The organism is Rahnella laticis (assembly GCF_015644585.1).
In the GTDB taxonomy this organism is placed as follows: Bacteria; Pseudomonadota; Gammaproteobacteria; order Enterobacterales; family Enterobacteriaceae; genus Rahnella; species Rahnella laticis.
On sequence record NZ_JADOBI010000002.1, the window covers coordinates 441,878 to 463,328 of the forward strand.

Consider the following 21,451-nt stretch of genomic DNA (forward strand, 5'->3'; position numbering starts at 1 on the left):
TATTCGGAAAGGCCTCTCCGGGCGCATCTTAGTAGACATAACTTCGCCAATGGAATGCGGGACGTGCCGTATCGTTTTTGTCCGATTTTTACAATGCGACTTAACCGAAACTTTATTAATTGATAATTAATTCAATGAATTGCAGTGTAAATATTTCAACGCTCATCATATCGGCAGGGGATTACTTCGCCGGAAACTATGATAAAATGCGCGGCCCAGGGTTTCCCCGCACGACCATTAAAAGAAAAGGTTTATCCCGAGTAATGTCTGACAATCTTATTGAGCGCATTTCGAGTGCGTTAGAATCTGAATACACGCTTGAAGGACTCGTTCGACAGCTTCTTGAAATGCTTGAGCTGGTGACCAATATGGAATCGACGTATCTCACCCGCATCGAGCCGGACGGCGATTACCAGCACATCCTGTTCTCCCGCAACACGCAAAGTATGCAAATTCCCGAGGGGCTTTCGGTGCCGTGGGGCGATACGTTGTGCAAGCGCGCGCTCGACGAAGGCCGCCGTTATACCTGCGATGTCGCCAGTATCTGGGGCGATTCCGAGGCGGCAAAAGCGCTGGGGATCATGACTTACGTGAGCACGCCGGTGACGCTGGTGGATGGTTCGCTGTACGGCACGCTGTGCGCCGCCAGTTCAGAAAATCGCGAGCTTTCGGAACGCAGCGAACAGGTGTTGCAGCTTTTCGCGCAACTGATCGCCCAGCAGATTCAGAACGAACAGTTGCTGAAAAAGCTGCAAGAGGCGAATGCCGCGCTGACTGCCGTCAGCCTGACCGATGAACTCACCGAATTGCCTAACCGCCGCGCGGTGTTTGAAACGCTGCCCGACCTGTTTGATCGTGCCGCTGATAAGGCGAATTATGTTCTGGTGGCATTTACCGATCTGGATAATTTCAAGCAGATCAATGATATCTACGGCCACGAAACGGGCGATGATTTCCTGTATGCCGTCGGGCAAAGGCTGAAAGCGGGCGCTGCGAAAGGGGAAATTCTCGGGCGTGTCGGCGGTGACGAATTTATCGTCGCCGGAGAAGGGCCGTCAGGATTTGATGACGCGCAACTGGCGGCGGATGCATTCAAAACCCGTCTGCGCAGTATGCTTACCGGCGAATACAAACTGCATTCGTGCACGCTGGATTACGCAGGCCCGAGCATCGGCGCGATCGCCATTAATCCTGCTGCCGTTAATCCGGATCAGGCGCTGCATGAAGCCGATCAGGCAATGTATCTGGATAAAAACCAGAGAAGAACAAAAGTGAAGTAAAGCCGGATCCTGCGCCTTTGCGTTTTACTCCAAAGGCGCGGTATTCAGAAATCAGTTGTGATGTAAATCGCTCAAAAACTTCTGCGCACGGGCGTGCTGCGGACGCGTGAAGAAGTTCTCCGGCGTGGATTTCTCCAGAATTTTCCCCTGATCCATAAACCAGATCGTGTCCGCCACTTCACGGGCAAAATTCATTTCGTGCGTCACGCACATCATGGTCATGCCTTCGCGCGCCAGACCGCGCATCACGTTCAGCACTTCACCAACCATTTCCGGATCCAGCGCTGACGTCGGTTCATCAAACAACATCACCGGCGGTTTCATGGCTAACGCCCGCGCAATGGCGACGCGCTGCTGTTGCCCGCCGGAAAGCTGCGCCGGATAGGCATTGGCTTTGTGCGACAAACCGACGCGTTCCAGCAGTTCACCCGCATGCTGACGCGCTTCCTGCCGCTTCACTCCGAGCACTTTCACCGGCGACATCATGATGTTTTCCAGCACCGAAACGTGCGGGAAAAGGTTGAAGTTCTGGAACACAAACCCGATGCGCGTGCGCAGCTGGTTCAGGCGCGTGCTGGTGCCGTGAATGTCGATACCATCAAATAAAATCTGGCCTTCTTCAATTGGCTCCAGCCGGTTGACGGTGCGGATCAGCGTTGATTTCCCCGAGCCGGACGGCCCGCACACCACCACCACTTCACCGCTTTTAATTTCTGCACTCAGATCGGTCAGCGCCTGGTATTCGCCATACCATTTATTGACCTGATTAAATAAGATCACCGGTCGCATCGTCGTTCCTTATTGTGATTGAGTCTTGGTCAGCAGCATCGTCTGCGCCACGTTGTCCGCTTCCGGCACGCGGTTCTGCCGTTTACGCGTAATGCGCGCTTCCAGCTTATTGGCGAGCCACGTCAGGCTGAAACAGATCAGGTAATAACCAATCGCGACAATCGCGAAAACCTGAAACGGCTTGGTCAGCAGCTGGTTGTTGACCTGATTGGCGGCAAAGGTCAGCTCCGGTACGTTAATCACGTAACCGAGCGTGCTGTCTTTGATAATAGAAACCAGCTGGCTGACCAGGCTTGGCAGTGTGTTGTACAACGCCTGCGGCAGAATAATCAGGCGCAGCGTTTTGAAATAACTCATGCCTAACGCGCGCGCCGCCTCGTACTGGCCGCCGGGCAGCGCCTGAATGCCGCCGCGCACAATCTCGGCGATATAGGCACTTTCATAAATCACCAGCGTACACAGCATGGTGCTGAACCCGCTGATGTTGTGGCCGATTAATAACGGAACGCAAAAGTACGTCCAGAACACCACCATCAGCAGCGGAATACCGCGTAAACCGTAGACCCAGCAGGCGGCGGGCCAGCTCAGCCAGCGGAACGGCGATAAACGCGCCAGCCCGAGCAAAACTCCCACCGGCAGCGCAAACAGCACGGCCAGCACGGAAATCAGCAGCGTACAGAGGATCCCGCCGAGCGGCCCCTGCGGGTATTGTCCCATCAGGAACAGCATCCCGTTGTCGTGCAAAATCGTGAACATTTCGAGCATGGGATTACCTCGCGTAGACCCGCTGGAACCGGCGGGCCAGCAACGCACCGGCACCCATCAGCAGCAGAGAGAAGAACAGATAACCGGCAGAGGCCACCAGATACGATTCGAAAGTGCGGAACGTCTGGTTTTCAATATCACGGGTCACGTAAGTCAGCTCAGCCACGCCAATGACCATCGCCAGGCTGGTGTTTTTGAACAGTAAAACGGTGTGGTTGAGCAGCGACGGCAGCGCGTTACGGATGCCCTGCGGCAGGATCACCGAACGCAAAGAACGGGTGTAACTCATGCCCAGGGCGCGTGATGCCTCGGTTTGCCCTTCAGGAATAGCGCGTAAACCGCTGCGGATGTCTTCGGAGAAATACGCCGCCTGGCATAATCCCAGCGCAAACATCGAGAACAGAAACTCGGCGTTAAAATCGTTAATCCACATCTGCACCGATTCCGGCAGCAGCGTCGGAATGGCGAAATACCACATCATCAGCTGGATAAGCGTCGGCACATTGCGGTGATACGACACATACGCACGGACAAAATATTCGGCGGCGCGTTTGTGCGTCAGCCGGATGACCACCAGCAGCAGGGCAATAAACATCGCCAGCAGCCAGGATCCCAGCGCCAGCTTGAGGGTGACAACCAGTCCATCGACGATCATCTGCCCGAACTGACCGGTCAGGACTTTGCTGAAATCGAGCGTCATCGTATTTTCACCCTCCTGAATGGTTGAACTGTCGGTTTATAAGGAAAACGGGTTTAGCGGGAAAATCACAGACCTTCGCCGGGACGCATGGTGGAAAGGCCACCGGGAACCTGCAACGTCGGGGTGATCTCGATGTTGCCGATGTTCACGGCAATCGGCGCAGAGACGGCAAACGCCACGCAGTCGGCGATGTCTTTGGCTTCCGGCAGTTCAAAACCGTCAATGAAGCGGCGGCGGGCTTCTTCGTGATCGCCGGAAACGTTGCCGAAAATGTCCGTCGCCACGCGGCCTGGGCAGATTTCGGTAATGCGCACCCGCTTGCCGTAGCAGTCAACGCGCAGCTGGCGCGAGAGGGCGTGAACGCCGGCTTTGGTGGCGTGATAAATCGAGTTGCCGCCGAAGTTATAAATCGCGGCAATCGAGGTGATGTTAATGACGTGGCCGCGATCGCGTTCCATCATGCCCGGCACCAGCAGGCGGCAGAGATGCAAAACGGCGCGCAGATTGACGTCCACCTGCGTATCCACGGATTCTTCATCGGCGTTCAGGATAGAGCCGGGGCGTGAAACACCAGCATTGTTCACCAGAATATCCACGCTGATTTCGCTGCACAGGCGCGTGACGGCGTCGAGATCGCTGACATCGAGCGCATGAGGAATACAACCAGTGCGGGCGGCGAGGGCGGCCAGCTGATCGGCGCGGCGGGCGACGGCGTGAACCGTGATGCCTTCCTGACAAAGGCGTTCGACAATGGCTTCACCCATTCCGGCCGATGCGCCGGTCACCAGCGCGGTTTTGTAATCTGAAAATGGCATTGCGACTCTCCTGTTAAACCCCCGGCTCCGTCATGTTCTGCCGGTGGGTGTTTTCTGACTGTATCCAGTAATTCTCAGACGGTATAAGACATAAACCGTGTGAGGCGATAAGCGGGACTTATAACAGCGCGTTTTCCCGCGCCAGCTCGCGGCGTTGCCGGGCTGGCGGCATCAGCGCGATGTCCATTTCGGCAATAATTTCCCGCAGCGTATGCACCATTTCGATGGATTCCGGCGTATCGCCGTGAACCAGAACCGACGTTGCCGTAACCGGCAGCGTCACGCCGTCGATGCTTTGCACCGTGCCTTCGCGCAGCAGCTGGCGGATGCGCGTGCGCACCTGCTCTTTGTCATGAATGACCGCGCCCGGTTTCGCCCGGCTGACCAGCAGCCCGTTGCTTTCATACGCGCGGTCGGCGAGAAACGTGCAAATCACCGGTAACGCCAGCTCACGCGCCATGCGTTCGACGGCGTTGCCGGACATTGTGCTGATGATCATCTGCGCATCGAAATCCTTCACCGCCTGCAATAACACCCGCGCCAGCTGAGCGTCTTCGGAGACCATATTCCCCAGCGCGCCGTGAAAACTCATGTGCGTCAGCGGGTAATGCGCCGCTCTGGCGAACGCCGAAAGCGCGCCCAGCTGGTAAGTGACGTAATGCGCCATGATCTCGGGTTCGATGTGCATCCGGCGGCGGCCAAACCCGGACAAATCGGGGAACCCGACGTGTGCACCGAGATCGACCTGATACTTTTTCGCCAGCGCGACGGTTTTCGCCATAATCACCGCGTCCCCGGCGTGAAACCCGCAGGCCACGTTGGCGGAGGTGATCAGCGGCATCAGCGCGGCGTCGTCGGCAAGGGTGTAATCGCCAAATCCTTCGCCGATATCGGCGTTTAAATCGATGTATTTCATGCGGCCAGCTCCTCGCGGCGTAACGTGAAAATCTCCGCACCGTATTCCACGCAGTCCCCGTCTTTTACGGAAAGGGGTTCCACCACGCCCTGCACCGGGCTGCGCAGCGGCAGGTAAATCACGCCGACTTTCAGCAGGCCGAGCAGCGCGTCTTTCCCGACTATTTCACCGGGCTGAGTAAACGGAATTTTGCTGAGCGGATGCTGTAGCAGCACGATACCGGGGAAGGGCGCACACACCGCGTCGGGGGCAGCCAGCGCGGGAAGCGCAGGCGTTTCGTCCGGCACGCGGCACGGCAAAAGGGCAGGGGAAACGGGCGCGTATTTTATGCTGACCCGAAAGCCGTTTCCGCGCAGTTCAATCTGGCTGAGGCCGGACTTGCGCATCTTCTGTGCGACAGAGCGCAACTCGCTGAGTGCTGGTGCTTTTTTTTCCATATCCATCCCGTCAAAGAGAGAGTGTCCCCGCGCAATAACGACGACAAAACGACCCGCTGAGCGGGCGGTAAACGCACTCTATCGTGTCACTGCGGACGTCAGGAAAGAGGATTTCGCTTTGCGGTAATAAGGTGCGCTTATTACCCCACCAGCGTCAGTGGCCGGTTATCCACCGTGCGGCTGGCCATCAGCGACAGTAAAATCGCTTTGACCGCTTCGGCCGGCTGGGAAAGGGGCAGATGGTCGGACATACAAAATGACAGCGCTGCCTGAATGTTCGGTTTATCGATTTTTGCCATCCATGAACCCGAGGCTTTGAGCATGGCGCGGGCGGCGGATTCCGGCATGATCGTGCAGCCCAATCCCGCGGCCAGCGCGGCATTGAGGGTGGTTTGCGATTCGATTTCGCACTTCACGCGGTACGTCACTTCTTCGTGAATAAACGCGTCGTCGATGACTTTGCGCATGATGTTATAAATGCGTGGCAGGAAGAGATCGTACTTCGCCACCTGCGCCAGGCTGACGGATTTCAGCGGTTTGCTCAGTGCGTGCGGGCACACGAAATACAGCTCTTCTTTCATCAGCGGCATAAAGCGCAGCCCGTGAATTTCTCGGTTGCCGTAAATCACCGCCATATCCATCCGGCCATTCATGATGAGTTCGCTCAGCGTGGTGCCGAAGTTTTCATTGAAATACAACACGATGCCCGGATATTGCCGGTGAACTTCTTCCATCAGCGGCAATGCCAGCTGTTGTGCGGCGGTGCCCGGCGCCAGCCCGACGGAAACGCTGCCCGAAAGCGCCAGCGCCGAGCCGTCAATCGCGCTCTGCGCCTGATCGCATTGGCGCAAAATGGCCTGCGCGTGGATATACAAAATCTTGCCCGCTTCGGTCGGCGTCACGCCGCGTTTGGTGCGGATCAGCAGTTGCTGATTCACTTCGCCTTCCAGCGTGGCGAGTTGCTGGCTGAGCGCAGGCTGCGCAATGTGCAGGATATCTGCGGCCTGAGTGAGGCTGCCCACATCGACAATCTTGATAAAATATTTAAGGCGGCGGAGATTCACGATGGCATCCTCATCACGTAAACGCGTGGTGTTATAAGTAATGTGTATGAAGCAAGATGAGTGCCAACACGCACTGATGCGCTGATTTATGCCTGAACGCCGGTTTTTCCTCTGATTTCAGCGGCAGTTTGTTCACTGCGTCGCCGTTTATTTTCGGCGTTTGCGCCGCCTGCCGGAAAATGACGCCCCCCGCCTGCACTGCACCGGTGCAAATTGCCTGATTTGCGCGTTCAGCCATTGCTTTGTGTTATGTCACCACAACAAAGCGCTATTGGTCGGCGCGGTCCGTTCCTCATTACTCTTCCCCCTGTAGTGCCTCATCGCTGTCCGTCTTTTTACGTTCGATAAAAACAATGGAACCCCAGGACCATGCCTGATATCGCCGATCGCTTAAAAAATGTCTCTGTTTCTGCCTCCGTCGCTATGACGCAAAAGGCCCGTGATCTCGCCGCCGCAGGCGTGAACGTCATCGCACTTTCTACCGGCGAGCCGGATTTCCCGACGCCACGACACGCCACGGAAGCGGCCTACGCCGCCGCGCTCGGCGGTGATACCCGCTATCCGCCAACGGACGGAACCCCGGCTTTGCGGGCGGCTATCGCGCGTAAATTCCAGCGCGATAACAATCTGGATTACGACGTGAGCCAGATCCTCACCGCAGGCGGCGCGAAGCAAATAATCTTTAACGCGATGCTGGCGACGATCAATCCGGGCGATGAAGTGGTGATCCCGACGCCGTCGTGGATCAGCTATGCGGATATTGTCAAATTCGCGGGCGGTATTCCGGTGCCGGTGGCCTGCCCGGAAGAGAACAATTTCAAGCCGTATCCGCAGGACATTGAGGCGGCGATCACGGCAAAAACCAAATGGCTGCTGCTGAATTACCCGAGCAACCCGACCGGTTCCGTGGCAACGCGCCAGGAATTGCAGGCGATTGGCGAAGTGATGCTGCGCCATCCGGGCGTGTGGATCCTGACTGATGATATTTACGAACACCTGATTTATGACGACGTGACGTTTTACACGCTGGCCGAAGTGGAGCCGCGTTTGCTCGATCGCGTGCTGACGGTTAACGGCGTGTCGAAAGCCTATTCCATGACCGGCTGGCGTTTAGGTTTTTGCGGCGGCCCGAAAGATCTGATTAAAGCCATGAGCAACGTGAACACGCAAAACAGCGGGGGCGTCACCACGCTCACGCAGGCGGCGGCGGTTGCTGTGCTGAACGGCCCGCAGGATTTACTGAAAGAGCGCGCTGAAATCTACCGTCAGCGCCGCGATTACGTGCTCGAGCGTTTAACGTCCGTGCATGAACTGCGTTGCCATAAACCGCAGGGCGCGTTTTATCTGTTTGTGAATATCGAAGGCTGTATTGGTAAAACCACCGCAGGCGGGCGTCACATCGATAACGATGCTGATTTTGTGATGGCGCTGATCGAAGAAAAACACGTTGTCACCGTGCAGGGCGCGGCGTACGGCATGAGCCCGTATTTTCGCATTTCCTACGCCACCAGCATGGAGATCTTGCAGGACGGCTGCGACCGGATCGCCGAGTTTTGTGCCGGTCTGAAGTAACAAAATCTGAGTTCGGGACATAAAGAAACGGGCCTTTTTCGGGCCCGTTTCTGTTTCATCAGGAAGGAAATTTAAAACCCCATCGCCGTTTTCACCGGCATTACGTTATCGCGCAGGCGGGTGAACCACTGGTTGATCTGACGTGCCACGGCAATGGCTTCGCGTGCATCGCTTTTGACTAGCTGAATACTCTGACCGGGCTGAACCTGCGCCAGACGCCACAAATCTTCTTCAATAATCCCGGCAATTTTCGGATAGCCCCCGGCGGTATTGGCGTCGGCCAGCTGAATGATCGGCTCGCCCGCAGGCGGAACCTGTACGATACCGGGGATTAACCCGTAAGAACGCATTTCAATGACTTTCGACGGCGTTACCGGCTCGCCGGACAGGCGGTAACCGGTGCGGTTGCTGTGCAGGGAAACCTTCCAGGGCTGCGACCAGAAGCGGGGAAGATCGGCTTCAAACAGCGCATATTCACCGGCGGGAATGGCGCGCAGTTGCACCAGTCCCTCAGTGCTGGTCGGGAACACGTGGGCCAGCGCAATCTGCGGCGGCTCGATACCCATGCCTTGCGCAGGCAAAGGTGAGATGAAAGAAATACCTGTCGCCAGACGATCGTTTTTCGCCAGCGGTCGCCCGTCTGTTCCGCCGAAACCGCCGCGCAGGGCGGTGCTGCGCGAACCCATCACGACCGGCACGTCAATGCCTCCGGCCACGCACAAATAGCTGCGCGCGCCGGAACGCGGGAATTGCATTTCCAGCTCCTGCCCGGCGCGGACGGAACAGGCCCACCAGGGCGGAAGCTCTTCGCCGTCGAGCTTCGTGCGGCAATCCGCGCCGGTAACGGCAATGCTGGTATCGGCAAGAAAGCGGACTTTAAACGGGAACATCTGCACTTCAATGCAGGCGGCGTTTTCGTCGTTGCCCAGCAGGATGTTGCCCGCGCGAAACGCCAGCGGATCCATCACGCCGCTGACGGACACGCCGATATCCCGAAATCCGCTGCGGCCCGCGTCCTGAACGGTATTCAGCGGGCCGGTTTTCACTATTTCAATCACAGCTTTTTGGGTCACAGTTCTATCCTTTCTGGCAGAAACCGCACGCTGTCACCCGGTGCCATCAGCGCGGGATTTTCAGCACGCGGGTCAAACAGCGTCAGTTCGGCGAATCCGATGGCGTTCCAGCCGTTTGGCCCGGTGAGCGCGGAAACGCCGGTCTGCGCGCCGCCGATGGTTACGGTGCCTTTGAGCATATTGAGCGAAGGGACTTTTTTACGCGGCGTGGCGAGAGACGGGTCCAGCCCGTGGAGATAGCCAAAACCCGGCGCGCTGCCCAGCGAAAACACCGTGTAGCTGCCCTGAGAATGGCGGCGGATGACCTCGCGCGGCGAAAGCCCGGTATGCTGGCAAACCGCATCCAGATCCGTGGCGTGTTCACCGCCGTAAATCACCGGAATTTCAATCAGTTTACCTTGCGGATGAACGGCCTGCGCCTGTTCCCACGCGGCGGTCAGCAGGGCGAAAGTCGCGTCGTAATCTTCCGGCGTCTGGCGAAACAGCACCAGCAGATTGGTGACGCCGGGGATCAGCGATTCGACGTCATCGCGTGCGCGCAGTGTGGCCGCCAGCGACCAGATGCGGCGCTGCGCGGGCAGGTCGAAATCCCCCGGCGCTTCAATCAGCCAGGCGCGGCTGCCGATGGTGGAGATTTTGACGTTGTCGCCCTGACTGGCAAGAATAAAAGAGGCGCGGGAAGGCGCCTCGTGCGACACAAGGGTCATCGGCTATTCCAGAGGTTCGAATTTAAGGCTGGAGAGTGGCTGAACTTTGTCCTCGCGCACCATTTTGTATTCGGTATTTGGCCCGATCCAGGTTGCCCAGATTTTGTCGATGGTACCGTCGTCATCCATCGCTTTCAGGCTGCCGTTCACTTTTGCCAGTAACGCCGGTTCGTCCTTTTTCATGCCGACGCCAATCGGTTCCAGCGCCATCGGCTCTTTGATCATCCCCAGTTCGATGCCGTCTTTTCCGGCCTGAGAAATCATCTTGATAGCGGTCATGGTGTTGGTGACAAAGCCCACGGCTTTATTCTGTTCGAGTGCCAGAAACGCCGACGCGGCATCCTGGAAGGTCACGGCTTTTGCGCCCGCCAGATAAATGGATTGTTCAGACGTCGTGCCTTTGGTGGCGCTGATGCGTTTGCCTTTAAAATCCGCACGGGTTTTATCGACGTTCGGCTTTTTCACCACCAGCACTTCTTTCGCCACGTAATACGGGTCGCTGAACTGAATCTGCTGGCCGCGCGTTTTGGTGTACGCCAGATTGGCAATCAGCACGTCGGCGCGGCCGGTGGCGATCACCGCGATGCGTGCTTCAATAGAGGTCGGCATCAGATTGAGTTTTACGCCCATCTGTTTGGCTAACGCGGTGCATAAATCCACATCCATTCCGGCCAGCTGGCGGGTTTTCGGATCCGGCGAAGAGAACGGCGGCACATCGGAATACACGGCACAGTTAAGTGCGCCGCGCGCCTGAATATCAGAGAGAACATCGGCTTTCGCAGAGGAAAAGGCCGCCATCAGCGGCAATGCCAGCAAAGAGCAAGACAGTAACTTCAGCTTCATCATTCATTCTCCGGGTCTTTTAATTAGCGGTGTGTGACGACAACTTCCCCTGGCTCACTGTGAGCAAAACTGGCTGCGGTTTCTTATGAGGTCAACCCGACTATATAAGCTCAATCTGGCGTTGTATAAGAAGTAAACCCTGTATGGCGATACGCTTTTTGTATGACCGCAAAAAAGGCGGCTCTGCCAGAATAGTGGTCAGTTTCAGACCGCTAATCTCAAAGAGCAAAAGGGTTAAACATGAACGCCAGAATGGGTGTTTCGCTGAAAATATTATCCGCCCTGTGCGCCACGCTCATGCTGGCCTGCGTAAAAGGGTTGGGCGGAAATATTCCTACCGGAGAAGTGATATTCTTTCGCTCTTTCGTCGCCTTATTTCCGCTGCTGATCTGGCTGAAATTGCAGGGGCCGGTGATTGCGCAAATTAAAACGAAGAATATATTCGGCCATTTAATTCGCGGATTTTCCGGCACCGGCGGCATGTATTTTAACTATCTGGCGCTGGTGTATATCTCGCTGGCGGACGCCACGGCAATCAGTTACGCCGCGCCGCTGTTTACGGTGATCATGGCCGCTATTTTGTTGCGTGAAAACGTGCATGCCGCCCGCTGGATGGCGGTGGTGGTGGGTTTCACCGGTATTCTGGTGATGCTGTGGGCGCATCTGCGTGACAGCGGTTCGCTGCTTTCTGGCGGATTTACACAGGTTTCAGCCGGACTCGGCGTGATCCTGGCGCTGCTGGCGGCAATGTGTACGGCGGTGTCGTCGGTACAGATCCGTTTTCTGAACGGTATCGAAAGGCCGGGCGCGATTGTCTTTTACTTCTCGCTGATGACCATGCTGATCGGGCTGGCGACGATTTTCTTCGGCTGGAAAATCCCTGATAACAAACAGCTTTTGCTGCTGACTGGCTGCGGATTTTTCGGCGGCATGGCGCAGATTCTGATTACGCTGAGCCTGCGTTACGCCGACGCCTCGCTGCTGGCACCGTTCGATTACACCACGATGGTCTGGTCGATGATGATTGGTTTTCTTTTCCTCGACAGTCTGCCCACGGTCTCCACTTTGGTTGGCGCATCGGTGATTGCCGCCGCCGGAATACTGGCCGTGCTGAGCGAAAGACGCCGGGGAAAAGCGTTGCTCATCAAGCCGGTAAAAGCCGAGTAGCCCTGCAACGCCCGTGGTGAGCGGCGTGCGAAGAAATTCGGGATTTACTTTTCGTGCTAAGCAATGATAAATTACCGCCATGAAAACTCAGATACACACCATGACCACACCACGTTGTTCCTGGTGGCTGCCAATTTAAAGGCGGCCGAATTTCTGTATCTGTTCACAAAGCCGCCGGAAGGCGGCTTTGTTGTTTATCAGACTCCCTTCCGGCGTAAAAACCCAAAAAGGAACTCTCATGAACAACGCAAAAACCATTCTTACCGGCGACCGTCCTACCGGTCAGCTGCATCTGGGCCACTTTGTGGGCTCCCTGCGCCAGCGTGTGGCGCTGCAACACGATAACCAGCAATACATTTTGATAGCCGATCTTCAGGGGCTCACAGACAACGGCAATTCTCCGCAAAAAGTCGCCGGTAATATTCTCGAAGTGATGGCGGATTATCTGGCGGTGGGCATCGACCCGACCAAAACAGTGGTATGCCTGCAATCCGCATTGCCCGCGCTGGCCGAACTCACCCTGCTGTATATGAATATTGTGACCGTAGCGCGCGTCGAACGTAACCCGACCGTGAAAAGTGAAATTGCCCAGAAGGGATTTGCCCGTTCGCTGCCGGTCGGTTTTATGGCGTATCCGATCAGCCAGGCGGCGGATATCACGGCGTTTCAGGCGGATTTGATTCCCGTCGGCGATGATCAGTTGCCGATGATTGAGCAGACCAATGAAATCGTCCACAAGATGAACAGCCTGACGGATCAGCCGGTGCTGCGCCATTGTCAGGCGCTGCTAAGCAAAACGGGGCGTCTGCCGGGCATCGACGGTAAGGCAAAAATGTCGAAATCCCTCGGCAATACGCTGACGCTTTCTGCCAGCGAAGAAGACATTCATCAGGCGGTCTGCGCGATGTACACCGATCCGAATCACCTGCGGGTCAGCGATCCCGGTCAGGTTGATGGCAACGTGGTGTTCAGCTATCTGGACGCATTCCACCCGGACGCAGAAAAAGTCAGCGCGATGAAAGCGCATTATCTGCGCGGAGGATTAGGCGACCGGGCTTGTAAGGACGAGCTGGAAGGGTGCCTGCAAGCACTGCTTGCGCCGATCCGCAGCCGCAGAAATACGTTTATTCAGGACAAAGGCCAGTTGCTGGCGTTGCTGCGCCACGGCAGCGAGCAGGCGCAAAACGTCACGCAGCAAACGCTGGTGCAGGTGAAACGCGGACTCGGGTTGCCGGTGATGTTCTGAAAGCAAAATCCCCTCAGCGCTCAGCGTATTGAGGGGATTTTCCGGTTCAGCGGGCAGCAATAAACACGCTTCAGAACTTCTTCGGCAACGAGTTTATTTTAATCAGCAGCCCTTTGCTGATCGTAATATATCCGCCGATCCTCAGTGAGGAGAGCGTTTTCATTATTCCGCTGCGCGATAACATGCTGCGTGTCTGGATATATTCCAGCGCCGTGGTGGTCGCGCGTATTTCAAACGATTCTTTATTCAGGGAATAGAGAAGGTTACAGATTAATTCGTAATTACTGACGCCGACCGTTTCTTTCTGATATTCGCTGAACCGGGTAGATGAAAGCATCAGCATGTAACACATATTTTTCCATAATCCTTTTTCTTCGGCCCATGAAAATAAATCACTGGCGACGACCAGGCTGTATTCTACCTCGCTGGTAGAAGAAACCTGCACGTCAGATTTAACGTGGAAAATATCCTGTAAGCCAACGATACATGGACCGTGGATGGTCGAAAGCACCAGTGAGTCGTTCACTCTTTTCACCAGCCCGGTGCCGCTAAACAGGATAAAACACAGGCGCTTATCGCTTTGTTCGAGATTAAATTTTTGCCCCGGCTTTCCCTTGCGAACCGCACACAGTGATTTTAATGAAGTGAAAAAATCCTCAAATTCGAGCTGCGGGGGGGATTTCTCAATGACTTTACTAAAATCATACATGACGATTCACCGGGGCTGTCGGAACAGCCGTTAACAATATAAGAGAAATTACAGTGTTCAGTATTTAATGAAGCAGGAAATGTACTGTTAATAATTCCCTGGCCTCTGGTTCCTAAGTATTATCTTATAATTATCCTGATGTCTCAAAGGCTTCGGGATTCATTTTTACCTTCACAATCCATTAATGGATTTTGCGTTCTTAAGGCCGAAGCTAAGAAAAATCCGGGCGCAATATTTATTAAATCAGCTATAGTTTTTTTAAATGGTTCACATAATGGTACTTATGAATAACAGCAAGTCTGTCGCCACCCTGAAACCCGTTACTCACATTCAGATTTTGCAGGAATCGCTGGCCGGGGCGAGTAAGAAATTAAAAGCCAAACCGGGGCAACGTTTTCAGCTGATCCAGAGCGGGACCAAGATGTGTTTTCTGCTGTTTCAGGGGAAATGCGATGTAAAACGCTACGGTGATTCACTGATTCTGGGGTCGATCGAATCGCCCAGCATGATGGGGATCAGCGAACTCATCCCCGATCCTTCTAATGTCTTCATACAGGCAACCACCCAGATTGAGTATATCTACCTGCCGCTGGAGGAGGTTTTGCAGCACGTTGATGAACATGATTTATGGAAAAGCGTGTCTTACTTCCTGATGCACGTGTGTTCACGTTTTAATGAATATCTCAAAACTAACAGCGGGATATCCACCTATGCGCTGATTTGTAATCTGCTGCGGGCGCTGAACGATGAGGATTTCGAAACACGCGCCACCGTCCCGGCAGCACGGTACATTCTGGACAGAACCCCCATGTCACGAAGCGGGGTAATGAAGGTTCTGTCTAATCTGAATAAGGGGGGCTATATCGTTATCAAACGCGGGTTGCTGATCCGGATTAATGAGTTGCCCGCCGATTACTGACTGGCGCAGAAAGGCGGAATGAGTTGGCGGGCTGTGAGGGTAATCCGGCATGAAGATATTCATGCCGGAGAGTGCCGGTTACTGATAGGTGAAGTTCAGTTGTACAACACTGTTGAAAGTACCGGGTCCGGTATTTCCGTTGATGCTGACCAGACGCCCGGCCAGTAAATACGTTGCCTGATGTTGCGCATCAATATTCACCGTCATGCTGGTGCCATTTCCCAGGATGTTTGATTTGTCAGCGTACGTCGCCATTTGTACGGCAACATTGCTGGCGGTACCGGCATTGTCGTACATCGTGGCATCCTCTTGCGCCGGATTCCCGGTGAAGGTGACTTGCGCTTTCGTGGTTGAAACAGGGCAGTTAATCAGGTTCACACTGAACGATTTCCAGTCGCTGGCCGACCCCGCGTCTTTTAAATCCGTGCTGCGGACTGTGCCGAAATCAACGTCTTTACTGACGGATGAAGTATCAACGGTACAGGGGCTGGCGATGACAGTACCGCTGATATTGAGATCAAGTGCCTGAGCCGCGTGGCTCATCGCTCCCGCCATCAAAATCAATACTGTTTGTTTAAGTAATCTGCGCACTCAGGCTATTCCTCGTGATTCGCTGAATTTAGTTATACGTAAAGCTGGCTTGTACAACTGTGCTGACGTTACCCGGCATAACGCTGCCTGCGGTGGTATAGGCACGGGCATTCAGCGCGTAAGTGACGGTCTTGTCGGCCAGCACCGGCTGAGTCAGCGTGCTGTTGTTGCTCAGGATCGTGCCGGTGCCTTGCTGGGAAAGCTCCACGGCGACGTTGGTTGCCGTTCCGGTACTTTTATACATCGTTGGTGACGCGGTATCCGGCGTACCGCTAAACGTGACCTTAACGTTGCTGGTGCCGAACGGGCAGGCGGTTAACGCTAAATTAAAAGGTTTCAGTGTCGAACCATCGCCGGGGGATGCCAGATCAGTGGCCTGAATGGCATTGCCCAGGCTGACATTCAGATTGCTGGTGTTGTTATTCACGGAGCAGGGCGCAGCGACGACGTTGCCGGTAATATTGATATTGATCGGGTCAGCATTTGCGGCCTGATAACTCATTGCCAGTAATGCCAGAACTGAAAATTTTGCTATTCCTTTCATGATTTTTCCTTTTTTACTTTGATGTAAAGAGGAAGCTGTTAACTTCCCCGTTTCCTTTATGGAATAAATAAATTAACGCGTTACTGATACGTTATTTCCAGTGTCGCCGTTGCATTTGCCGAACCTGCGGTAACCGCCGTTTTGGTCTGATAATATTGTGCCGTGAACGGGAAGGTTTCTTGTCCACCAGAGGCAGTTTTAAGTACGACGTTATTATTAAAAACTACCGGCGCATCATTATAAAGAATCTGAATCCCCACACCGTTTGCGACATTATTACCACCGGCACCGGTGAGCTGTAACACACCATTCACGCTGCTATCGGTATTTTGCGTACCGGTAAGTTTGGCATTGATTTTTGCGCCTGCTTCACACTCCAGACCGACATTAAATAGTTTTGGTTTAGCGGTAGTGCCGACAGAGGTTAAGTCACTGGCGAAAACATCTTCCAAAGGAACTTGAATGCTTGTGTTATTTATCGAACAGGAAAGCACAGTTATCGTCGGTGAGTTCGCTATAAATATTTTCTCGATAACTCCGCCGCCCCACGTCCACTCGCCATATTGCCCGGCAGGCAGCACGCCTGATGTAATGGGCCCTGTTTTAATGAGCCGGAGTGACGATGTTGTTTCTATAAGAGTCGCATCGCTGGCGCCCGTGGTGGTCTGGCTTGGCCACGCCCTGCCATTACTAAAACTGGTTGAATTGTAACTTATTGCATATCCGATACCGGGAACAGAAGTTGAATATACCTGGCTATTTCCGCTCATCATTCCCGAATTACTGCCTACAATATTTTTTCTATTATCAATAACAGTACCGGAGCAACCTAAGGCACCTCCAACCGGTGATGATACATCCCCTTGCCATAATATTGTTCCTACTGGCACGTCTACGTCTCGTTGGAAACTGAGGGCTGGAATAGTTTGATTAATCGTTGCTGCAACTATGTTTAAGCAATCTGCTTTACCAAAAAATGATAAAAAACAGAGGGGCAGTAATATAAGATGTCTGATATTAAAATTCATAAAATTATCACCTGCACTGTGCGTTAATTGTCTGAACGCCAGAGTTATTTGTTTTTTCTGCCAGGGAATAACTCACCTGACACTTTTGATTTACCTCATTTCCCCATTTCGCCATTAATATGCCGTTTTCGCTCATGCCCGATAAATACACCTGACCGTTATCACCGACGATAAATGCCTGGGTATTTTTCTGAGCGGCATCGGTGACTGTCGCACCAAATGGCAGCGGGGCGCCGTCCTGACGTAATATTGTCATTAATACGCGCTGACCGACGTTGGCGTTAAAGTTTGCCTGCACCACAGCGCCACGCGTAGGGACCACGTTTTGGGAGGTCAGCGTCAGATCGACATCATCCGGTAATGTCTGCGTATTCAGCTCGACCTGATTTTTCCGGTATGGCGATGCGTACGGCACGATGGCATAACCGCGCCAGTCGGTTTTTACGCCGGTCTGGTTACTGACGCCTACGCCTTCAGCCCCCGGCGCTTTTACAATAGCGATGGTTTCGCCCAGCGGCTGGCCGATGGTCACGCCGTTTTCATGCGCCACAATCCCGCCCTGTAAACCGTAGTTCAGGCGCTGCGTGTTCTTGTCATAGCCGTAACCGCCGTTCACTTCGCCGTAGGTGCCACGATAATCTGCATTCAGGTTACCGCTGTTGCCCGTGCCCTGACTGCCGTAGCCTTCCTGCGCACTCCAGCTCAGGTTATGGTCATCGAGAAGGGTACCGTTCAGACCTGCAGTATTGGTGGTGTTGCCGTTTTTACTGGTGCTGAGGTTATGCGTTGCATAGGTATTTGGCAGCCAGCGGCTCAGCGGAATGCTGACGTTGAAAGCAAAGATCTGATCGCGGTCATAAACACGACCGCCGCCACCGGTGCTGTTGCCATATTTATCGCTGTTACTGGCATTCGCCGTGGAGTTCTCGTTATAGCTGTAATTCAGGCCATAACTGATGCCGTTCCAGCTGTTGTTGTAACCCAGGCCGATCGACTTCATATTCCGACCGCTGTTCCAGTAATCTTCGCTCACCAGACTGACGGATATCGAACCGGCGTTTTCCCACAGGTTCTGGTTCATTGTCAGTTCTGCGCGGTTACGGCGGCGTTCAGTCTGCGGGTCGTTGGTATCGTTGCGATACGTATCCAGAACTTCCTGCATGCCGTAAAAACCCGCCGTCGAATAACGATAACCGGCGATGGAGAAGTTGGTCCCGGTTTGCAAAATATCTTTGCTGTAGCGCGCGCGCCATGACTGACCGCTCTCTTTCGCCTGATCCTGCATCGTTGACCACGCCTGCGTCACGTCTACGGAAAGCGCACCGAAGTCACCGAAGTTTTTACCCACGCCTGTCGCCAGAGACTGATATTTGCTGGCGAACTGACCGCCGCCGTACGCGGTGAAACCGTGTGATAAACCGTAAATCGCGGTGCCCTGGCTGAAGGCCGTTTTATCCACGCTGCCGTCATAAGACCGGTACTGGCCGCTGGTCAGGGAGTATTTCAGGCGGCCTTCACGTTGCAGAACGGGCAGGGAGGCAAAAGGCACCACTAACTGCTGCTCGCTGCCGTCGGCTTCTTTGATCGTCACATATAAATCGCCGCTGCCGCCGGTCGGGTACATATCGGTGATTTCGAACGCGCCCGGTGAGACGTAGCTCTGGTAAATCACATAGCCGTTCTGTTTGATGATGACTTGCGCATTGCTGCGGGCTATCCCGCGCACAACAGGCGCGTAGCCTTTCATGCTGTCCGGCATCATGTCGTCATCCGACGCCAGCTGGCCACCACGGAAAGGCATGCTGTCAAAGACGTCCGCAGGGGAACTGCTGTCGCCCAGCGTCATCTGGCTTTTGAGGGCAATAATACTGCGCTGCACGTATGTGTAGACGGTATCCCACTTGTCCCCGTCCGTGCTGCTGCGGCTGTAAGTAGAATAGTTACGCAAACGCCATGGCCCGATATTCGCGCCCGGACGCAGGTTCACAAACTGGCTGTCGTTATCCTGAACGGAGTTGTTTCGGGCGTAATTGCTGGCACCTGTCACGCTATAGTTCAGCAGCAGGGTGGTGATGCCGTTATCCCACTGCTCCGGGGGAACATATCCACGCGCCGTTTGTGAAACGGCGGCCTGCGGCATACTCAGCAGAAGTTGCTGAGCGCCGAAACGAAACTCCGCACTGGCCAGCGGAATGGCACTCAAATCAGCGCACTCACCGGTGCCGAGTTCAGCGAACTGCGTGGTTTTAACGCCCATGTTTGCCAGCGCTTTGACGCTCAGGCAAGGCTGCAATGTTTCTTTGCCGTCTTTCCCCTTTTGCAGGGAGAAAGTGACATCACGGGTATCGACCTTGTCGTTGTTCAGATAGATATCAACATGATAAACACCTGGCGCCTGTCCTCCGTTATTTTCAAAAACCGAGAGATCCGTTGCGCCCTGCTGCGGATTGTCCACCTGCAAAAGATCGGGGTTGAAGTAATCGGCAGCCTGAGCACTCATATTCAGGCTGCCGGAAAGTGCCGCAATCAGATAAGCAAGATGACTTATCCGTGGTGCCTTCCGGCGGGTCTTTTCGTATTGCTTATGACTCATCTGTTAACGCTCCTGTACCTGCAAGGACGCACGGCGTCCATTCCCTGATCTCACAGCCTTATGAGAGTTTTAAATTCAGATCGCGCCGGTGTGCTGAGGTCCAATACCGCCGTAGTCACTGATAATTTTCCAGTTCACACTGTTACCGGTGATGCCCGCTGGCATCTCAAAACGGGCAGTGCTCATCGGCGCGACATACGTCGCTTCTTTAACTTCTTTCCCGCCCACGGTGACCTGCTGGAAGTTCATGTAGAACGGCGTCGGGTTCGTGACCTGAAGCTGGTTGCCACTGCGCTGCCACTTCAGGTTCTGTGTCATTTCTTCCGGCACACCTTTCAGGCCATCAGGGCGGAAAATCAGTTTGATGCGTGTTTTCACCGCCACCTGCAGGGTGTTCTGGCCTTCTTTTTTCTCAGCAGACGGAATGGATTTAATGTTCATCCAGTACAACGATTCTTTGTCGCTGGCGAGATTGCCGCCCGCGCGGATCACACGCAGAACGTTTTGCTGACCACCATCAAGCCGGAACAGGGGAGGCGTGATGATAAAGGGGGCTTTCTCAGCGCCACCGCCGGTGGTTTCTACCCACGACTGAATCAGATAAGGTGCTTTGTCCGGGTTATTGACGCTCAGTGAAGACTCCTTTTTTCCACCGTCATAAATCAGGCGTGTCCCGCCAATGACAACGCCTGCTTGTGCAACAGAAATCGTCGCGGTGAATAACAACGCGGCGAACAGCGCTTTTTGTTTAAATTTCATCGAAAAAATCCACAGTAAAGATTAAGAAGAGCGGGCCGGTGACCTAAGCCACCGACCCGAATTTTCACTGCCTGAGGCCGGAGCCTGGGAGCAAACTTAGTTGTAGTTAACGGTGAAGCTCGCTACAGAGTTTGCCGGGCCGGCAGTCACGGTGTCTGAAGTCGCGATATAACGGGCAACGAAGTCCAGATCGTTATCTTCGGTAGAAGACAGTTCGTAAGAGGCAGAAGCGGTGAACAGTGGCAGAACGGCGTTAGACGCGTCGGTCAGCTGAATACCTACACCCGTTGCTACGCCAGATTCGTCAGTCAGGGCCAGAACGCTGTTATCGCCATCTGCTGCAGTGCCGTCGAATTTAACTGTCGCGCTGGAAACGGTTTCCGGACAGTCTTTCAGTTGCAGGGTGAACTTAGTTGTTGCTGCAGTGGAACCCGCGCCAGTGAAAGCCGTTTTAGCGACCTTACCCAAAGTTACGTCCAGTGGGTTGCTCACGCTGTTAACCACGGTACATGCTGAATCAATGATTTCGCCTTTGAAGTTAACCTGGCCATCTTCAGCGAAAGCAGAAGAAGCAGACAGGATAGAAACAGCAGCGATAGCAGCAGCAATAAGATTCTTTTTCATAGCAATATTCCTTGAGTGTTAATATGTTAGCCAAATGAATCGGGCAATAATTTCCCGTCCGTTAATTAACGGATGTATTCATTCGGTCTTTCCATGTGTTGTTGCGTAAGTTATTTACAGAAAGATTTCGCCCGAATAATAAATCACAATGATTCATATTTTTATGAGCCATTCATTTATTATTGTTTAACGTTGTTCTCTCTGTTGGGGCGCATTATCCACAGGTCCGTTAACAAGCTCAAACCCTTTTGGATTCAAATATACATTGGAAGTCCATTTATGGATTTGCAGTTTATTTTCTTTCTGGGGT

At 54.1% G+C, this 21,451-nt stretch carries 22 protein-coding genes; 5 read left to right on the forward strand and 17 right to left on the reverse strand.

The window, feature by feature from the left end; translation table 11 throughout:
* Nucleotides 1-263: 263 nt before the first annotated feature.
* Nucleotides 264-1,280, forward strand: coding sequence for a sensor domain-containing diguanylate cyclase (locus IV433_RS05260; protein ID WP_195813321.1), 1,017 nt, complete (start codon nt 264-266; stop codon nt 1,278-1,280).
* A gap of 51 nt (nt 1,281-1,331) precedes the next feature.
* Here IV433_RS05260 and IV433_RS05265 read toward each other — a convergent pair whose 3' ends face one another.
* The 7 genes from IV433_RS05265 to nac form a co-directional block, all read right to left on the reverse strand.
* Entirely contained in the window at nt 1,332-2,069 is a 738-nt protein-coding gene (locus tag IV433_RS05265) for an amino acid ABC transporter ATP-binding protein (RefSeq protein ID WP_152323830.1), read from the reverse strand.
* A 9-nt stretch (nt 2,070-2,078) separates the two neighbouring features.
* Nucleotides 2,079-2,834, reverse strand: coding sequence for an amino acid ABC transporter permease (locus tag IV433_RS05270; RefSeq protein ID WP_195813322.1), 756 nt, complete (start codon nt 2,832-2,834; stop codon nt 2,079-2,081).
* Between the two features lie 4 nt (nt 2,835-2,838).
* Entirely contained in the window at nt 2,839-3,534 is a 696-nt protein-coding gene (locus IV433_RS05275) for an amino acid ABC transporter permease (protein ID WP_195813323.1), read from the reverse strand.
* 65 nt (nt 3,535-3,599) lie between these two features.
* Nucleotides 3,600-4,349 (reverse strand): SDR family oxidoreductase, encoded by a 750-nt coding sequence (locus IV433_RS05280; protein WP_195813324.1) that lies wholly within the window; start codon nt 4,347-4,349, stop codon nt 3,600-3,602.
* Between the two features lie 118 nt (nt 4,350-4,467).
* Nucleotides 4,468-5,265 carry a LamB/YcsF family protein gene (locus tag IV433_RS05285; RefSeq protein ID WP_195813325.1) on the reverse strand — a complete coding sequence of 266 codons (798 nt, stop codon included), beginning with the start codon at nt 5,263-5,265 and terminating at the stop codon, nt 4,468-4,470.
* Complete coding sequence (locus IV433_RS05290; RefSeq protein ID WP_195813326.1) at nt 5,262-5,702, reverse strand: acetyl-CoA carboxylase biotin carboxyl carrier protein; 441 nt, start codon at nt 5,700-5,702, stop codon at nt 5,262-5,264. Before IV433_RS05290 ends, IV433_RS05285 begins: the two co-directional genes overlap by 4 nt.
* A 140-nt stretch (nt 5,703-5,842) precedes the next feature.
* Complete coding sequence (gene nac, locus IV433_RS05295; protein ID WP_195813327.1) at nt 5,843-6,766, reverse strand: nitrogen assimilation transcriptional regulator NAC; 924 nt, start codon at nt 6,764-6,766, stop codon at nt 5,843-5,845.
* Between the two features lie 369 nt (nt 6,767-7,135).
* Between nac and IV433_RS05300 the strand changes: the two genes are divergently transcribed.
* On the forward strand, nt 7,136-8,338 hold the full coding sequence (locus IV433_RS05300; RefSeq protein WP_195813328.1) for a pyridoxal phosphate-dependent aminotransferase: 1,203 nt from the start codon (nt 7,136-7,138) through the stop codon (nt 8,336-8,338).
* A gap of 71 nt (nt 8,339-8,409) precedes the next feature.
* On the opposite strand, the gene IV433_RS05305 is transcribed toward IV433_RS05300, so the two are convergent.
* The 3 genes from IV433_RS05305 to IV433_RS05315 are packed head-to-tail and all read right to left on the reverse strand — an operon-like array spanning nt 8,410 to nt 10,961.
* The gene (locus IV433_RS05305; RefSeq protein ID WP_195813529.1) at nt 8,410-9,396 is read right to left on the reverse strand and encodes a 5-oxoprolinase subunit C family protein; all 987 of its coding nucleotides are present in this window, start codon (nt 9,394-9,396) and stop codon (nt 8,410-8,412) included.
* Between the two features lie 11 nt (nt 9,397-9,407).
* Nucleotides 9,408-10,118, reverse strand: coding sequence for a 5-oxoprolinase subunit PxpB (pxpB, locus tag IV433_RS05310; RefSeq protein WP_195813329.1), 711 nt, complete (start codon nt 10,116-10,118; stop codon nt 9,408-9,410).
* Between the two features lie 3 nt (nt 10,119-10,121).
* Nucleotides 10,122-10,961: a transporter substrate-binding domain-containing protein gene (locus IV433_RS05315; protein WP_195813530.1), complete on the reverse strand. Its 840-nt coding sequence runs from the start codon at nt 10,959-10,961 to the stop codon at nt 10,122-10,124.
* Nucleotides 10,962-11,201: 240 nt separating this feature from the next.
* Between IV433_RS05315 and IV433_RS05320 the strand changes: the two genes are divergently transcribed.
* Nucleotides 11,202-12,128 carry a DMT family transporter gene (locus IV433_RS05320; RefSeq protein ID WP_195813330.1) on the forward strand — a complete coding sequence of 309 codons (927 nt, stop codon included), beginning with the start codon at nt 11,202-11,204 and terminating at the stop codon, nt 12,126-12,128.
* A 238-nt stretch (nt 12,129-12,366) separates the two neighbouring features.
* Entirely contained in the window at nt 12,367-13,374 is a 1,008-nt protein-coding gene (gene trpS / locus IV433_RS05325) for a tryptophan--tRNA ligase (protein ID WP_195813331.1), read from the forward strand.
* A 70-nt stretch (nt 13,375-13,444) separates the two neighbouring features.
* On the opposite strand, the gene IV433_RS05330 is transcribed toward trpS, so the two are convergent.
* Nucleotides 13,445-14,083, reverse strand: coding sequence for a helix-turn-helix domain-containing protein (locus IV433_RS05330; protein WP_195813332.1), 639 nt, complete (start codon nt 14,081-14,083; stop codon nt 13,445-13,447).
* A gap of 283 nt (nt 14,084-14,366) precedes the next feature.
* Between IV433_RS05330 and IV433_RS05335 the strand changes: the two genes are divergently transcribed.
* The gene (locus tag IV433_RS05335; protein WP_195813333.1) at nt 14,367-15,002 is read left to right on the forward strand and encodes a helix-turn-helix domain-containing protein; all 636 of its coding nucleotides are present in this window, start codon (nt 14,367-14,369) and stop codon (nt 15,000-15,002) included.
* Between the two features lie 78 nt (nt 15,003-15,080).
* Here the strand turns inward: IV433_RS05335 and IV433_RS05340 are convergent, their stop codons facing one another.
* The 6 genes from IV433_RS05340 to IV433_RS05365 form a co-directional block, all read right to left on the reverse strand.
* Nucleotides 15,081-15,593 (reverse strand): fimbrial protein, encoded by a 513-nt coding sequence (locus tag IV433_RS05340; protein ID WP_195813334.1) that lies wholly within the window; start codon nt 15,591-15,593, stop codon nt 15,081-15,083.
* 28 nt (nt 15,594-15,621) lie between these two features.
* Nucleotides 15,622-16,137 carry a fimbrial protein gene (locus tag IV433_RS05345; RefSeq protein WP_195813335.1) on the reverse strand — a complete coding sequence of 172 codons (516 nt, stop codon included), beginning with the start codon at nt 16,135-16,137 and terminating at the stop codon, nt 15,622-15,624.
* Between the two features lie 80 nt (nt 16,138-16,217).
* Nucleotides 16,218-17,165, reverse strand: a complete 948-nt coding sequence (locus IV433_RS05350) for a fimbrial protein (protein WP_195813336.1) — start codon at nt 17,163-17,165, stop codon at nt 16,218-16,220.
* A gap of 7 nt (nt 17,166-17,172) precedes the next feature.
* Complete coding sequence (locus IV433_RS05355) at nt 17,173-19,758, reverse strand: fimbria/pilus outer membrane usher protein (RefSeq protein ID WP_195813337.1); 2,586 nt, start codon at nt 19,756-19,758, stop codon at nt 17,173-17,175.
* A 75-nt stretch (nt 19,759-19,833) separates the two neighbouring features.
* Nucleotides 19,834-20,517: a fimbrial biogenesis chaperone gene (locus tag IV433_RS05360; RefSeq protein WP_195813338.1), complete on the reverse strand. Its 684-nt coding sequence runs from the start codon at nt 20,515-20,517 to the stop codon at nt 19,834-19,836.
* 96 nt (nt 20,518-20,613) lie between these two features.
* Entirely contained in the window at nt 20,614-21,141 is a 528-nt protein-coding gene (locus IV433_RS05365) for a fimbrial protein (RefSeq protein WP_195813339.1), read from the reverse strand.
* Nucleotides 21,142-21,451: the final 310 nt, after the last annotated feature.